The organism is Micromonospora sp. MA102, from assembly GCF_025460765.1.
Classification (GTDB): Bacteria; Actinomycetota; Actinomycetes; order Mycobacteriales; family Micromonosporaceae; genus Micromonospora; species Micromonospora halotolerans.
Map to the genome: position 1 here is coordinate 139,239 of NZ_JAMWEG010000011.1, position 15,453 is coordinate 154,691.

Annotated in this window: 9 protein-coding genes and 1 pseudogene; all 10 read right to left on the reverse strand. The window is 67.1% G+C overall.

Annotation, left to right across the window (positions count from 1 at the left end; genetic code table 11):
• Positions 1-211 precede the first annotated feature (211 nt).
• Complete coding sequence (locus NFX44_RS33360; protein WP_369015338.1) at positions 212-679, reverse strand: endonuclease domain-containing protein; 468 nt, start codon at positions 677-679, stop codon at positions 212-214.
• Between the two features lie 299 nt (positions 680-978).
• The gene (locus tag NFX44_RS33365) at positions 979-1,851 is read right to left on the reverse strand and encodes an endonuclease VII domain-containing protein (protein ID WP_369015344.1); all 873 of its coding nucleotides are present in this window, start codon (positions 1,849-1,851) and stop codon (positions 979-981) included.
• Between the two features lie 210 nt (positions 1,852-2,061).
• A pseudogene (locus NFX44_RS22175) lies at positions 2,062-3,091 on the reverse strand (IS30 family transposase).
• An 858-nt stretch (positions 3,092-3,949) separates the two neighbouring features.
• Positions 3,950-5,257 carry a hypothetical protein gene (locus NFX44_RS22180; protein WP_262285497.1) on the reverse strand — a complete coding sequence of 436 codons (1,308 nt, stop codon included), beginning with the start codon at positions 5,255-5,257 and terminating at the stop codon, positions 3,950-3,952.
• Positions 5,254-8,337 (reverse strand): hypothetical protein, encoded by a 3,084-nt coding sequence (locus NFX44_RS22185; RefSeq protein WP_262285498.1) that lies wholly within the window; start codon positions 8,335-8,337, stop codon positions 5,254-5,256. Before NFX44_RS22185 ends, NFX44_RS22180 begins: the two co-directional genes overlap by 4 nt.
• Positions 8,334-8,999, reverse strand: a complete 666-nt coding sequence (locus NFX44_RS22190) for a hypothetical protein (RefSeq protein WP_262285499.1) — start codon at positions 8,997-8,999, stop codon at positions 8,334-8,336. Before NFX44_RS22190 ends, NFX44_RS22185 begins: the two co-directional genes overlap by 4 nt.
• Positions 8,996-9,544 carry a hypothetical protein gene (locus tag NFX44_RS22195; RefSeq protein WP_262285500.1) on the reverse strand — a complete coding sequence of 183 codons (549 nt, stop codon included), beginning with the start codon at positions 9,542-9,544 and terminating at the stop codon, positions 8,996-8,998. Before NFX44_RS22195 ends, NFX44_RS22190 begins: the two co-directional genes overlap by 4 nt.
• Positions 9,541-10,764, reverse strand: a complete 1,224-nt coding sequence (locus tag NFX44_RS22200; protein ID WP_262285501.1) for a hypothetical protein — start codon at positions 10,762-10,764, stop codon at positions 9,541-9,543. The genes NFX44_RS22195 and NFX44_RS22200 overlap by 4 nt, the downstream gene beginning before the upstream one ends.
• Before the next feature lie 381 nt (positions 10,765-11,145).
• A complete protein-coding gene (locus NFX44_RS22205; protein WP_262285502.1) occupies positions 11,146-14,148 on the reverse strand; it encodes an SMC family ATPase in 3,003 nt (1,000 codons plus the stop codon).
• The gene (locus NFX44_RS22210) at positions 14,145-15,410 is read right to left on the reverse strand and encodes an exonuclease subunit SbcD (protein ID WP_262285503.1); all 1,266 of its coding nucleotides are present in this window, start codon (positions 15,408-15,410) and stop codon (positions 14,145-14,147) included. Before NFX44_RS22210 ends, NFX44_RS22205 begins: the two co-directional genes overlap by 4 nt.
• Positions 15,411-15,453: the final 43 nt, after the last annotated feature.

Sequence of the window (15,453 nt, forward strand, 5' to 3'; positions counted from 1 at the left end):
GCATGCCCCGATCGGCAATCTTTCCGGGGTTAAAGTCGGGTGCCGTCGTGCGGCCACGCCGCCGCCGAGGCGCCTCCACCCGCAGCCGGGAGGTGGTCATCGTCCCGGATGACTCCCCCGGTCGTCGCCCGGTTCACCGGCCTGTAGCGCCAGGACCTTTCGAGTGCGAACTATGGGCCATGCAGGGCCACAACTCGGGTGGTACCTGCGATCATGGTGCGGCACCGTTGTCGGCTGACGCAGACAGATACGTGATCGCCCGGCGGATGATCCGAGCGTCCTCACGAAGCATCCCGAGGCCTGAGTTACACGTGCCGCAGAGCACGGCTCGCACGCATCGCCCGCAAGCATTCTTGGGCTTGTGGGGGCAGCAAGAGTGGTCGTGGTCGACCACCGGCCGTCGGCCATCGTCAAAGGGCCTGCGGCAGATCGCGCAAGCGTCTCCCTGGTTCTCTAACAGGCGGTCGTACTCGCCGGGTGCCAGGTTGTACATCAGCTCGACATTCCGGCGGTTGACGCATGCGCGACACCGCGGATCCAGCCTGTCGGACATCAGCTTCGATGGTCCGAAGTCTGATTCAGGCTTCCATGCCTTACACATACTGCATTGCCTGCGGCCCAGCCCGTCGCGAATCGCAACCGCAGTCTTTGAGCGCCGCTGGGGGCGGAGTGGTTCCATCGGGCGTCCGGTACCTGCCCGTTTGCGTTGCTGCTGCGCGTGCCCGTTGCAAAGCGAATTCCACCGGATCGGCCGCACACAGCCCGGGAAGCTGCATTTTGGCCGCTGAATCTCGGGGCAGAAACGGCAGCGCCGCAGCTCGCCTTCGGTTGTTCGTGCGCGCCGCCGGCCGCAGTTAGTGCAGTCGTCGCCGTCCCACAGCGGGTCGCCGATCGCGTACCATCGAGTGTAGTGCCTATGGCACAGCCCGAGAGACCGCTGCGGAGCGGTGCAGGTGTCAAGCGCGCAACCAAGCTCACTCACCCCAACCTCCGAGAGCTTCGGATCCCCGCAATGTAGGCGGCAGCCCGGCGGAGCAGTTCCACGTCTTCGTTGAACATCCCGATGGCGGCGTTGCACGATAGGCAGAGCAACCCGCGGACGCAACTGCCGCAGGAATTGCTCTTGCCGGAGCAGCACGAGTGTTGATGGTCGACGACCAGGCCAAGCCCGCCGGTCGGGATCTCCCCGCAGATGGCGCACGCACCACCCTGGCCGGCAAGCATCTGCCTGTACTGCTCAACCGAGATGCTGTACTTCCTTGTTAAGGTGCGAAGCGCACGGCAAGGTCGGCACTCGACATCAAGACCATCAGAAGAGGCCGACCTCTTCGAAAACAAGAGCTCATCCAACCAAAGTTGACAGCTTACGCAGTGCTTCCGACCACTCTCATCGCGCTTGCGCAGCGACATGTCAGGACGCTTGTTCCGCAGCGGCGCAAGAGGCCTACCCTTGTTCTTCTGGTTGTTGTGTCCGGTGCAGAGTGTGGCAGTCTCCCTTGGGCGCTCACAGCCGCCGAACGTGCATGCAGCGATTGGCAGGTGACGGCACGATGCCCGACGGCATCGATGTGGGTGTCCCTCCGATGTGAGGCGCACTCGATTGTTGCAGTTCGGACACCGGCCGACGGGCGAACGCTCTTGCTCCTCGATGTGGGTCTCCCTCCACACGCTGCCCACCGGGCCGCAAGGAACCGCTGTCATCTTGACCGAAGTGTAGGAGTGGCCTACGACAAGTCTCCTCGTGGTAGGTGCGCCGCATCCTCCAGCCAGTCGCCGGGCCAGCGGTGCACCGCACTCGGGCCCGTTCGCGAGTTGCCGAAATGGCCGCCCCGTCGGCGAGGAGCAGGTCATCGACCGACACTCCTGGTGGACACACAGGGAGCGGACGCGGTGGCGCCATCGGTGGTGCTCGTAGGCGGTGTCGACGTCAACTTCGGCGACGACTGTCGGCTGGGCCTGGGTGTAGCGCAAGGATTCTGTCGGCTCCGCCTGAAAACTGACCACGTGGTTCCGGGCGGGTTCCAGGGCGGATTCGAGTAGTCGTCGCAACGGCGATGATCTTTAGCGTGCCAGAGCGTTGTGGAAGACGTCGGCTGGGGTGCGCCAGCCGAGGATCTTGCGGGGCCGGCTGTTGAGGCGCTGCTCGACAGCACGGAGATCGGCTGCCGTGTGCTGAGACAGGTCGGTGCGCTTGGGGAAGTACTGGCGCAGCAGCCCGTTGGTGTTCTCGTTCGTGCCGCGCTGCCAGGGCCGCCCGGGATGGGCGAAGAACACCCCGTCGCGCAGCAGCGGAGCGATCTGCTGGTGGTAGGCCATTTCCGCGCCCTGGTCCCACGTAAGGGTGAGGCGCACCGACTCCGGTAGTTCTGCCAGCATCGCGAGCAGTGCGTCACGGACGGCCTCGGCGGTGCGGTCGACGGGTAGGTGGACCAGTCGCAGGTAGCGGCTGGTGCGGTCAACCAGGGTGGCGATGGCGGACTGGTTCTGCCGGCCGACGATGAGGTCGCCCTCCCAGTCACCCACACGAGTACGGCCCAGAGCGGCCGCCGGTCGGTGCTCGATCAGCAGCCCGGGAGCGACGAACCGGCAGCGACGCTGATCCGGGCGGCGCCGCCGCTTCCTCAGCGGCCGGGCGGTGCGCAGCCGGCGGGTGAGCTGGCGGCTGAGCCCGCTCTTGCCGGCGCAGTAAAGCGCCTGGTAGATCGTCTCATGGCAGACATGCCACGACCGCCGGTCGGGATAGGCCCGCCGAAGCCACGCGGAAATCTGCTGCGGGCTCCAGTCCTCTTCGAGCTTGGCCTGGACAACGGCGCGCAGGCCGGCGTCGGCGAGCAGCCGTCCACCCCGCGGCCGTCGGGCCCGCTGCCGGGCCCGCGCGTGGGCCAGGTCGCCGTCGTAGCCGCCGCGGTCGTGCGGACGCACGTTGCGGCGCAGCTCCCGGCTCACCGTCGACGGTGAGCGGCCCACCTGCTCCGCGATCGCCCGGATCGTCAAGCCCTGCCGGCGGCAGCGTGGCGATCCGCTGCCGCTCCAACAGCGACAGGTACCGGCCCGACCGGACGTCGTCCCGCCAACCAGGCCGGTGGCACACCGCCGTTCTCAGCACGCCACCGATAGCCGGTCTTACGACCGATCCCGACGAGACGGCACGCCTCGAACGTCCCCACGCCAGACTGCAGCAGCCGCCAGTACTCCGTCTCCAACTCGAGTCGGCGCTTACGCCCTCGTCGTCCCATCAACACGCCTCACATGATCAGGTGTGTTGCGACAGGTACTGGAACCCGCCCGGAGCACGATGGTCAGGATTCAGGCGGCGTTGACAGGATTCCGGCCGGTCGAGCTGCCCGAACTGGCTCGCCGGTAGCGGCTGTGGCTATTGATGGGCAATCGGACCAGCTGGCTGCTGCGCGTACGTCGGCGCCAAAGGCAGGCAGCTAGCGGCGTTGCGCCGGCCGCACGGGGTGGGTTCGGCCGCTGTAGCGGGAGCCGGCCCCGGCCCGACGGGCGTCGGACTCGGTCTGGCCGGCGGCTGCGGTGGTCGAGAGGGCCGATCTGCAGAGTGCTTTTGCCAACTCGTGTTGGTGATCTTCGGACACCTGGCTGGCCGGACATGCAACCGTGTGATCCCGGGCCCACGAGCCCTCGGGCGAGGTCGCGCACCCGGCCAGACCCGGCTGCGACGTCTCGAGGTCCTGTGTGCGGCACTCAGATTTGGGGGCTGGACCGTTCCGCATCTACCTCTGGGGCGAAGGCGGCACAGCTGCCCCTGACCTTGACCGGCTGCTGGATTGTGCTCCTCCAACGACTCCCAGGTCGGAGGCTGTCCGCCTCCTCGATGTCACCGACGACGAGGCGATGATCAATGCATGGGCGAAGACGCCAGCGGACGAGCGCCTCACAAGAACCTCGTTCGTTGTGACCGACCGCGCGTAGGCGGGCCTCGCCACCATCAGTCTTGTCGAATTCTGTCCAGCGCTTCGGTCATCGCTGCTTTGACTGTCGCCTCCTGTTCGATGGCGTAGCCACGATCCAGGCAGTTGAGGGCGAAGGCTCCGATCTGATCATTACGGTTCGCGAACGGTTGCAGATAGGCCCGGCTGTGCGCAGAAAACACTCGGCCGGGTCGGTGCCCTGCAGCACCGACGTCGACGACGTGGACTGTTAACCCTGCGGCAAGGCGGTCGTGGATTCTCGCGGCGATACGCACTCCGCCAAGGTCGGCGTCGGTGCAGATCAATGTTGACGAGGCCTGCGCTGCTGCTTCGGCAATCAGGTTGAGGACCGGCTCTGGTGGCTGGCCGTGGCACCAAATGACCGGCACGCCCGCGTCGATGTCGCATAGCGTTTCGGCGGCCTGCCGGTTTTCGATGATCAGAAGCGGCCCCGCCCCACGGCATACGTCGATGGAGACCGTGTGCTGAGGGCTGAGCCGGATGTCATGCGGGCCAGGCAGCGAGGAAAGGTCGATGACGGTATCAGAGACGCACAGCCGGACCGGGCCGCCGATGCCGATGTATGGGCTGCGGGACAGGCCGAGTGCAGCGAGGGCTTCGGGTTCGAATCCGAGCTCGGTCAGCAGCCGTTGAACGTCGTCGCGGGCTTTGGTGCTTCCCGCGTGTGTTTGCACGAACGCGCGGACGGAGTTGTGGACGACGCCGGCGGTCAGATCGGTTGCGGCGTTGACTGCCCAGCCGAGCCGGTCCGGGTGGTCGGTGGTGTGCAGGGCTTGGGCAACGCCGGGCCACTCATCGCGCAGGTCGGCAGCGAGTTCGGCGGCGCGCGACTGCAGGGTGGACCGCTGGTCGCGGCGGACTGCACGGCGGTTTTTCTCTGCGGCGGAGAGGTCGGGGTGGGGGTACACCCGTTTCGGGCTCGATGTTGGCCGGCTGCCTTTCAGGTCGTAGCCGATGGTGACGCACCCGGCCCGGGCGAGGGCGAACACGATCGTCTCGGCTTGGGCGCCGAACTTGTCGGCGACCTGCCGCCAGGCGTGTTCGCTGCGGGTTATCCACGCCCAGTCGGTGTCGGAAAGCAGGCCGGCGGGCCGGCGCGGCGGCTGACCGGGGTTTTCGGCCTGCAGCCGCACGCTGCGATAGTACGGGTCGCCGTTCCGGTCGCGTGGATACCGACCACTGGCTGGTAGCGGCGCGTACACGACCAGTCCGGGATAGTCGGTGACCCAGGTCAGCACGATTTCACGATCCGGTTCTGCGTCCGGGACGGCGTTGTCGGATGCGGAGCCGCCTGGGATCGTCACGCTTGTGTCTTCCCGCGGTAGGAGGTCATCCACATGGTGAGCAGCTCGACGCGGGCTGTTTCGGACTCGCTGCCGACGACGACGGGTGGCTGGTTGTAGGCGTATGCGTCCGAGGTTCGCCGTAGCTTGATGTACAGGCTGGAGGAGCCGACGGCGTACCGTTCCATGTCGTCCTGCAGGGCGCCGACGACGCTGATCGCCCGGTCCCGGCCGATGTTCTCGAACAGGGCGACCGCGTCACGGCGGTGCGCAGAGCCGAGGTTGCGTCCGAGTTCGTCGAGGACGAGCAGCAGCGGCCGGTCCTGCGAGCCGGCAAGCGCGGCCGCGCAGACGAGTTTGACGGCTTTGTCGTCCATCTGGGCGGTGTTGCCGCGCAGCTGGTACGACGACAGTGGTTTCCCTTCGCCGCGTCGCCACCGTGGGGTGATCGCCCACTGCCAAGGCTTCTGCGGGTCTGCTGGTGATTCTGGTTCGGGGAAGTCGAGGGCGCCGCCGTACCCGCCGTACGCCTGGTCGAGGGCGTCGAACTCGTCAGAAACCTGCTTCAGCTTGGCTTTGATGGCCTTCGCGAGGGTGGCTCGCACTGCGGTCGCCGCGAGTTGGGCCTCCTTCAGGTGGTCTTCGGCGCTCTGCAGTGTCCCGGTGAGTCGTTCTCGTTCGGCGCTAATCTCGTCGAGTTGCTGCCGGTCGATGCTTTCAAGGTCGTCGAGGTGCTGGCCGATGATCCGCAGTACCTGCGGGATGAGCCGGATGTAGGCGCTGAGCCGGCGGTCGCGGCGCTGCTGGTCGACGACTTTCAGCTCCTCGGGCAGCTGCTCCTCGGGGGTGCCCGGCGGGAAACATGCCTGCTGCAGCCGGTCGGTCTGCGCTGCGCACAGGTCGTCCCATTCGGCGACACTGCGTTTCTGCTCCGTTTCGGTGAGGGTGAGCAGGTGCTGTTCCGCGGACGCGGAGGTGCCCGCCCACGCTTCCTGCCGACGTGGCAGGTCCAACTCCGCCCACGCGTCGATTTTCGCCTGCCACTGGTCCTGGTTCTGCTGCAGGTCCCGGCTCAACCGTTCCTTCTCCGCTTTCGCGGCGGCAATCCGCTCGTCGCGGCCGCTCTTCTCCGAGAGCGCCGTCAGGTAAGCCTTCTTGGCATGGGCATGTGGGGCAGCGAGTTGGTCCAGCTCCTCATCGATCTTCGCGTTCTTCTTCCGTAACTTCCTGACCTGGGAGTCGATCTCGTCGACCTCGAGCGCCGCCTTGGCTCCCTCGACCCGCCCGTCAGCACGCTTCTTGGCCCGCTGGGCGTCCCGAACGCTGTCGTCCGCTTCACCGTCGTCAGCGGATGCGGCGGTGAGGGCGTCACGGGCAGCCTGAATCCGGCCGGCGCGGCCGGTCATGGCTTCTGCGTACCCGGCAATACCATGCACCCCAGCAGCCGTGTCGATCAGTCCACCGGTGCCGGCACGGACCCGCAGAGCGGTCAGGAACCGGGCCACGGTCACCGCCGCGTTCGCCGCCGCTGGCAGGTCTGGGCCACCCGCGAATCCGTCAGGGTCAGCTTCGACGAGCAGCGAGCCGGGAACGTCGGTGAGCGCCGCCTGCGCGGCAGTCGCATCGGTGACGACGACCGCATGCCGATACGGCAGCAGCCGTGCTTCCCAGCCAGGGCGCTGCTCGTCGGTGAGACTGACCACGTCGACAAGCGGGACGGCCTCGGTGAAGCCAGCCGCGCGCAGCGCCTGCACCTGGGCGACCGCAACGTCCTCGCCGCGTTCTGCGGCGGCCAGCCCCTTACGGGCGTCTTTGACGGCTTGTTCGGTGATGCCTTTGCGGCGTTGCGCGCGGTCAACTGCGGCGTTGGCGTCGCGCACCTCTTGCTCGGCCTGGGCGACGGTCCGACCGTCCGCGGCGACCGCCTTCTCCCGTAAAGCGCGGCTACGTGTCGTGAGGAGCTCGATCTGGGCGACGTAACCGGTCTGCTCTTTCCGCAGACTGTTCACCTCGGCGTCGATGTCGTTGAACGCCTTCACCCGCTGCCGGTAGCTCTCGTCGAACGCCTTGTCGTCGGTAAGCTGACCGACTTTGACGTCGGTAGCGTCAATGGCTGCTTGGAGCTCTTTGCGTTTGGCTTCGAGCTGAGCGATGTCATGCCGCAGCTCCGCGTCGGTGGCCACACCGTCGACGAGGTAGCGGGCGCACCGCGACCGCCAACTGTCGAGCGCGTCGGCCTTTACCGTACGGGCCGCTTCGCGGGCCCGGATCATGTCTTCGGTGACAGTGACCCGCTCGTCCCACCGCTCGTACTCTTCCTTCGCGGTGTTCGCGGCGAGCGCGGCTTGGTACTGATTCTGCCGGGCCGCCTGTTCGTCGTCGATCTCGCGGGTCAGGCCGGTCAGCGCACCGATCGCATCGAAAATCCGCTCCGGTGTCAGCTCGTTCAGTGGCTGGGCCAGCAGGTTCGCTGTAGGGCTGGCTCGCACCGACGTGGACAGGAACGACACGCATCGCACCGTCTGCCCATACAGGGTGCGGGCGAGTTTGTTCGCCCGGATGTCGGTACGACCGTTGCTGCGTGGCAACTCGTCCCACAAGCCGTCGGCGCTGCTGGCCCGGTCGTTTTCGCTGGCACCGTACGCGACGTGCAGCTGCGGCTTCCACCGCAGTTCGACGTGGGGTGCCTGCCGGTTGATCCGCAGCCACACCGTCAGCACGTCCGCCTCAAGTTCGGCGAGCGCCCGGGCGGTGGGCGGGACGAACACGCCGACGATGTAGCCGTGGTCGGCGTTCGCGTGGACGACTTCCTGCCCGGCGAGTTCGGCGGTGAACAGCAGTTCGGCGGCTGCCTGCGCGCCGGATTGCAGCCGCCACTGCTCGTCGGCGTGTAGCAGGCTGAGGCCGGCGATGAACGACGACTTTCCAGCGCCGTTGGAGTCCGACGGTCCTTGGCCGGCGATGGTGATTAGGCCGCGGGAGGTGATCGGGACCGGGTGGGTCGACAGCCGGGAGATATTGATCATTTGGATGCCGGCGAGGACCCGCGGTCCGACGATGTCGGTGGCGCCGTCGTCGACGGGGTTACCTGCTGCGGTCAACGAATGTTCTCCCTGCTGGCGGTGCGGTTGCGGCGTTCACGGATTGCGGCGGCGAGCGGATGGTTCGGGGCGGCGGCGAGGATCAACTGTTCCTGCAGCCGGGCCCGAGCGGCCGGGGTCAGGCGCAACAGTTGCGGGCCGGGCACGTATCCACCTTCGGCGTCGGCGCGGTCGCGGACCCGGGTGAGCAGCCCGGCGGCGACGAGTTTGCTCGCTGCGGCTTTTGCGGCGACCGCCGGGAGTTTGCTGGCCTTCAGGATGTCGGCCTCGGTGGTCGGGTACGGGCTCGTCCAGTTGTCGGGAGCGAGGCGTTCCTCGCTGCGGGCGATCGCGACCGAGTAGATGAGCACGAGAGCGAGCACGGCTCGCTCGACGGTGGTCAGTGGCTGCCAGCCGGCGGCGGTGAGCTGCGCGGCAACTGTGTCGTCGAATCCGGAGGTGAACCGCAGCCCGTCGACCTGGACGAGGACCCGGCCGGTGTGGCGCAGCAGTTGCTCGAGTCGGTCCCGGCTGGTCGGGTCCTGCAACGCGTGCAGTTCCTGCCGGTGGACGGGCTCGCGGCTGTGCTCCAGCAGGGCGTACGCCGCTTCGACGTGTTCGCGCTGCCGGTCGGTCAGGGTCGCAAGGACGGAGTCGAACAGCGGGTTCTGGTTGCGGTTCACGGCGCCTCCCCTCCGCCTGGATCAGACTTCGGCTGGGGGTCGGGGATCATCCGCCACAGTTCTCGGAGCGTGGACAGCTCCAGCGACCCCCACCCGGTGACGCGAGGCCCCAGCCGGACCCGGTCGGCCGTCTGCAGCACCCACCGGGACGCTTCCAGCCGGCGCAGGCTGGCGGACAGCAGCTTGCGCCGGCTGGCCCGGTCCCGGCCTGGGGTGAGCTGCTGTAGCACTTGGTCGACGTCAGTAAGATCGGCCAGCTGGCCCGGCCACAAGTCGGTGCCCGGGTCCGGCCAGCAGCAGCGCAGGCAGGCGGCGAACACTCGTAGCGTGCCGGCCGAATCCTGTAGCGTCGCCGGTTCCTGTCGGTACTCGGCGAGGACCTCCGGCGCAGCACTTGGCGGCAGGTTCGGCAGGAACCACACTGACTGGGCGTCCGGCTCGACCAGGCGCCGCATCCCTGCTGGGGATGGGCTGCCTGCGGGTGCCTGTTGCGGGCCGCCGGAGCGGATCTTCGCCCACCACAGTGCGGTGTCGTGTTCGTTCACGCCGGCGCCTCCGCCGGTGTCCGGCGCCTGAACCAGCCGTCGGTGACCCAGGTCAGGTCTCCGACCACGTTGATCCGCAGCCCGTCCCCCCAGGTCAGCAGGTAAGGCAGCTCGGGTCGCAAGCCGATCGCGGTCAAGTCCGACAGCACCCGACGGCCGGCCGCCCAATCCCCGGCCGTGTCCAACAGCTCGGCGACGGTGACCTCGTCGCGGCCGGCCAGCAGCTCCTCCGCCCGGGTGGCAAGCAGTTCCGCCTCCATATCGGCACCGACCTGTTCAGCGCCTGGTTCATCGTCAATCCGCGGCCGAGGCGGCGGTGTCCGCCCCGTCTCGGTCCGCAACCCTTCTTCGACCGCGTCGAGCAGGTCGTCAACGGTGAAGTGCGGATTCGGCGCGTCGAACAGCAACCCGTCCAGCGCGGCCGCAAGCTCGACGGCGGTGGCGTCGCGGGCGAAGCTGCGCCACTTCTCCGCTGGCAACAGCCCCAACGCCCGGGTTCGGCCGGCCCGGTCGATCAGTCGCCGCGCCGCGGCGTTCACCGCGTCCCGATACGCGGCCAACGCCATCCGCAGCTGCGTGCACTCTGGCAACAGCTGCGGCCACTTCTCCGTCGCCAGGTTGTGGAAGACCGTCGCCTTGTCGATGAGTTCGCTGTTGCCGAGCATTGGCTGCGCCGAGGCTCGCAACGATTCGACCGTCCCGGACTTCGCCATCTGCATGATGGGGTTCGCCAGCAGCCGGAACACGTTCGCCAGGTCCTGCAGCTGCGCTTGGGCCTGCTCGAGGGTGGTATCGGCGTCCTCGATCGAGAGCCGGGCGATCGACAGCATCTGGTGCAGCTCGCCGAGGCCGCCGGTCTGCGCCAGCCGGCGCAGGAACAGCAGCATCACGTACGGCGCGAACGCCGCCTGGTAGAACATTTCGTTCGGTCGCTCGTTGACTTTGGTAACCGCTCGATAGGAGCGCAGCACCTCGAACCGGCGCCGGACCGCGACGGGCGAGGTGTCTCCGCACGCAGCGATCACCTGCTCCACCGTTAAGCCGGCCGGGCCCGCGGACGCGAATGCGTTCAGGATCAGCTCGTCGACGCGAACGAGCGCCGGGTCGTCGACCATCTGGTTCGCGTCGCGGGCCAGAACGGCGAACACCTGCCGGTAGAGCGCAAGCACGGCGGAATCAGCAGCGTGCTCCTCAAATGGCAGCTCTGCGATCTCGGTCACCAGTTGGTGCATCCGTTGCCCCCCTCGGATCGGGTGCCGGGGCGGGCTGAAGTGATCGTCGGCGCCTCCAAGAGGCCGGTGGCCTCGGCGGTTACGGTTCTCGCCGGCCGCGAGCCGCTTGGAGCTGGGTCCTCAGGCCTCGGCTGATCGACGGCATGTGCCCGGGACCGCCGTGGCCGGCATAGCTGACCGCGCGCGAGGGTTACTACCAGCGCGCTCCGGGTCACCGGAGGATTGTGCATTGCCATCGATAACACAGTCCTCCCCCGCTCAGCCAGATCACACTGCCGCGTCGCCACGAGAGGCGACACCCGCAACCGTGGTACTCGCGCATCATCTCGGTCTGGAGCCTTTGCGCGGCCAGCTTGGCGCCCTGTCGGCCTATTCAAGCAGGCCACGACCAAGGTCATCGTTGATGATCCTCTCTCGTTCCGAGGCGTCGGCCCAGTGCGCGTGACTACTTGTCAGGGACTTCTCCACGACTAGTACATGTTCAGCGTTCTCGGTGATGGAACGCATGTGGCTGATCACCGTGACCAGCCGGCCGGTTGTGCTGTGGTCGGTCAGCGTATTGAGGGCATCGCGCAGGAAGGTGGTGTCAAGGGTGCCGAAGCCCTCGTCGAGGAAGAGCGCTTCGACGTGGCCGGTCGCACGGCTGGCGAGTTCGACTACGGCGAGCGCCAGGGCGAGGCTGGCGAGAAACGTTTCGCCGCCGGAGAGCGTCTTAACATCTCGGGCAGCCATGGTGTCCATATCGATGATCCGGAAGTCGGCCGCGAACCTGTAGCGGCCACCGGAGATCGAGAGCAGGATCTCGCTTGCCTGGTGAAGCAGCGCTTGGAGGCGCCGGCTGACAGCGTCAGCGATGAACTTGCCCTCGGCCAGCACTACCGACAGTTGTGCAAGAACATCGACTGTGCCAGCCGCAGCATCAATCCGCTCCTGCAACGCGTTCACCACGGGGAGTTCCTCCCGGGCGCGCTCGATCTGCCTTTTCAGGTTCTGGACCGTACCGTGGGCGGCGAGGTATTGCTGCTCAAGTTCTTCTTCGCCGGCGGCACCAGCCGAATGGCAGGCAAGGCCGATGGCCTCTCCGGCAGCCTTCTCGGCACGCTGCTGTTCGTCGATTTTTACGGCGCAGATGCCGAGGAGTTCCTTTGCCTGAGCGAGAAGATCAGCAGCCCAGTGCGCCTGCGTGTCGAGGTCTACGTGCGCGGCGGGCGCGGCCGCCGGTTCTTCGAGCCCGAATGCTCCTGCGGCGTCCTTAACCCGCTGCGCCAGGGTCAAGAGCTTGTCTCGCAGCGTCGCCGCCGGCTTGGTGATCTTCTTTGCGTAGGTCGTCTCCAGCGCCGCGCTCCGCGAGCGCAGGCCGGCGAGCGCTTGTTCGGCGCCGGTCCGTCGGCCGGCCAGTTCCTGAAGAAGTCGCTGATGGGCTTCGGCTGCTGCCTTCTGTTGCTGGACTTCCGCGACGTCCAGGGGTGTGGCGAGAGTGAAGCGGGCGGGTAGGCGGCTGGCCGCCTCGTCGATCGATTGGCGCAAGGCGACGTTGTCGCGTCGCTGCTCCTGATGGGCAGACATGCGCTTGGCGTGGGCCTCTGAGAGGGTGACGAATTCGGTTCTGGCGGCGGTCACGGTATCGCGGGTGTCGTCCCGAATCTTTCCGGCGCGCTCGACGTCCTGCTGCGCTTTGGCAGCGTCATCGGTCACCAGTTTGAGGATCTGCTCGTCGGTTTCCGACAGGTCGGCGTCTCCAACGACTTCCTGAAGGCTGATGAGCGCTTCACTGAGCAGGCTCTCGGCTGTGGTCACGCTCTGCTGGGCGGCAGGCAGGTTGTCTCGTTTCAGGGTTTCCACCCGGGCGGCCGCTACGGCGGCCGCCCGACCCGTCTTCTCCGCCCGGACTCGGGCTTTCTTGTGGGCGTCGTCGGCGGCGGTGAGGTCGGGTGCGATCGGTGCGGTGAAGTCGGCAGGCAGGGGACGAGTACAGATGAGGCATGGCGCGCCGGGTTCGAGGTCCGCGGCGGCGTGCGCTGCGGCGTTCGCCTTCAGCAGCGCGCGGTGCGTTTGTTCGCTCTCGCTCCGGTTGTGCTCGGCCTCTCCTGCGATACCCGCCGCTTCTCTTGCCTTGGCCATGGCGGTGCCGAGAGCCTCTTCCGTCGTGGCGAGTTCTGCGCGTGCCTTCTCTAGGTCTGCGGCGGCTCGGCGCCAGATCCTCAGTCGTTCGACGGCCTTGTGCTGCCGATCCTGGGCTCGTTTGAACGCCGTTTCCGCGTCTACATGCGTCTTGTTGGCCACCGCGACGGCTCGCTCAAGATCCGCCAGGCTCTGTTGCACGCCTTGTAGCCGGAGCTGCTCGACGGCAAGGGCTTCGGCGTCCTCCGTAAGCTGCCGGTGGCGTTTCCGCTGCTGGGGTAGCTGTTCGGCGAGGTATTTCAGAGTGCTGATCGTCGTGGCGGTGCCGGCCACATTCCCGCCGTACTGCTCGGCCTGTGTGAGCTGACCTTGTAGGAGGTCTTGCTCGATCTGCAGTTGGTGGGTCAGTTGGTTGATGTCGACGCGCTGGCCGTTGAGCGTCTGAGCCTGCGACGCCAAGGCGTGTAGCTGGTCGGCGGCGCCGGCAGGAACTGCGGCCGCCAGGGATTCCTTCAGCTGGGCCAGCGTGCTGACCGCCCCGGCGGCTCGTCGCTGTTCGGCACGCGCATCAGCGATGGCGGCCCGAGCATTCTGGAGATGTTCCAGGCCCTGCTGCTGCACGCTGTGCTGTTCGGCTGCGGCGGCCAGCGCCGCGGCCGGGTCGTCGAGGAACCTCCTGCGGTGCAGCTGGTACTCGTTGAGCCGGTCTTTGAGGCGCACCTGAAGGGTTCGGGCGTGCTCGCGGACCTGGCCCAGTTGCTCAAGACCGAGGACGGAGTCGAGGACTTTGCCTCGGTCACGGTCGCTCATGCGCAGCAGCTCCTGGAAGCGGCCCTGGGGCAGGACCACGGCACGTAGAAAGGTGTCGCAGTCGAGCCCGACAATCCGCCGGATCTCTGCGGTGACCTGCCTGGCCCCGGTGGTTAGGGCGCCGGTGTCGAGGCAGGTCAGCCGGTGCACTGACGTGGCGGTGTGACGGCTGACGGACCGTGATACCTGCCATCGGCGGCTGCCGACGGTGAACGTGAGTTCGACGGCGAGGGTGCCGTCACCGCCGTCGGCGACCAACGGGGATGCGGTGGCGGCGTAGGTGCATCGGTTGTAGAGGGCGTAGCAGATCGCTTCCAGGATCGTCGATTTCCCGGCACCGGTATCGCCGACTATCGCGATGAAGCGCTTGTCGGTGAAGTCAATGGTCTGCTTCGCGGTGTAGGTGCCCAGGCCGCAGAAGGTCAGTGTCTGTGGTCTCATGCCGAACCTCCGATGGTGGCCGTGCTGGTTACCGGCAGCGGGAAGGCGATCTCGGGGTCGGCCGCCAGTAGCTGCTCTTCCGGCAGCTCGGGTGGTTCGTGTTCGCTGGCGTGCGGCAGCAGGGTGTTGAAAAGCTGAAGAACCTGTTGCGCCGAGACGCCTTGGACACCGCGGGTGGCGAGGTATTCGCTGAACAACGTCGTGGTGTCGACGTCGGTGGCGTCGTCGACGGGGGCGAGCAGTTCGAGCCTGCGGTCGGCGGCGTTCTCCCGTAGATCGGCGATGGTGGCCTCAGGCAGCAGGCCGCGGATCTGGCCGGCCAGGTTGTCGATGTGGGTTTCGGTGTTGACCGTGACGAGGCAGATGTCCGTGGTCACGGAGGCCGCCATGGTGCGGATCTCGTCGAGCGTTCCGGTGATGTAGCGCAGCCGGCGGCCGCGCTTTAGCCGAATTCGTTCAAGGACGGCGCCTTGGCCGGGCTGCAGCGTCGCGACGACGACGCTCTTGTCCTCGCCGACCTCACCGAAGTCAAGCTGCAGGGGCGAGCCTGCGTAGCAGCCCGTCACGCCGGTGGTCGGCAGTGGCTGCGGTTTGTGGATGTGACCGAACGCCGCGTAGGTGACCACCGGCACGTGCTGTGGATCGGTGGCGTAGAAGTCGCAGGTGTGGTTGGGGTTCTCGGTCCGCGACGGGATGGCGCCGGCGATGTACTGATGCGCGGCAAGAAGGCTCACGTCGCGAGACGCGTCGAACCCGTCTTTAAGCTCGCGCATGAGCTGCTGCTGCAAGCCGGCGACGTGGTCGGCGTAGGTGATGCGGCGCTGGCCGGGCGCGTCGAAGACGTTGACGATGCGGTTGGCGCTGATGAACGGCAGTGCGGCAACGTGAAGTGCCTGCTCGCCGGCTGGAAACCGCAGGACTTCACCGGCGGCGTTGTCGTGGCTGGTGACGAAGTGGATCGGCGCAGACCGGTTGAGCAGGTCGTGCAGCCAGTGCAGGTATGCAGCCGAGTCGTGGTTGCCGCAGACGACCACGACTGGAGCGATCTCGGCGAGGTTGTGCAGCGTGCTGGTGGCCAGTTTGAGGGCGTGCAGGGGCGGCCGTTGCGTGTCGAACAAGTCACCGGTATTGAGAATCAGGTCGGGGCGGGTGGCGGCGGCGATCTCGGTGATCTCGGCGAGCACCGCTTCGTGGTCGCTCGCCCGGGAGTGGCCGTAGGTGGTACGTCCGAGGTGCCAGTCGGAGGTGTGCAGTACTTTCACGTGCGACCTCTTCGTCGTCAGTGGCTTCAATCGCTGAGGACCG

Coding starts and splice junctions, on each gene's coding strand:
- NFX44_RS33360 (WP_369015338.1), bottom strand. CDS start 679: ATGGAACCACTCCGCCCCCAGCGGCGCTCAAAGACTGCGGTTGCGATT.
- NFX44_RS33365 (WP_369015344.1), bottom strand. CDS start 1,851: ATGACCTGCTCCTCGCCGACGGGGCGGCCATTTCGGCAACTCGCGAAC.
- NFX44_RS22205 (WP_262285502.1), bottom strand. CDS start 14,148: ATGAGACCACAGACACTGACCTTCTGCGGCCTGGGCACCTACACCGCG.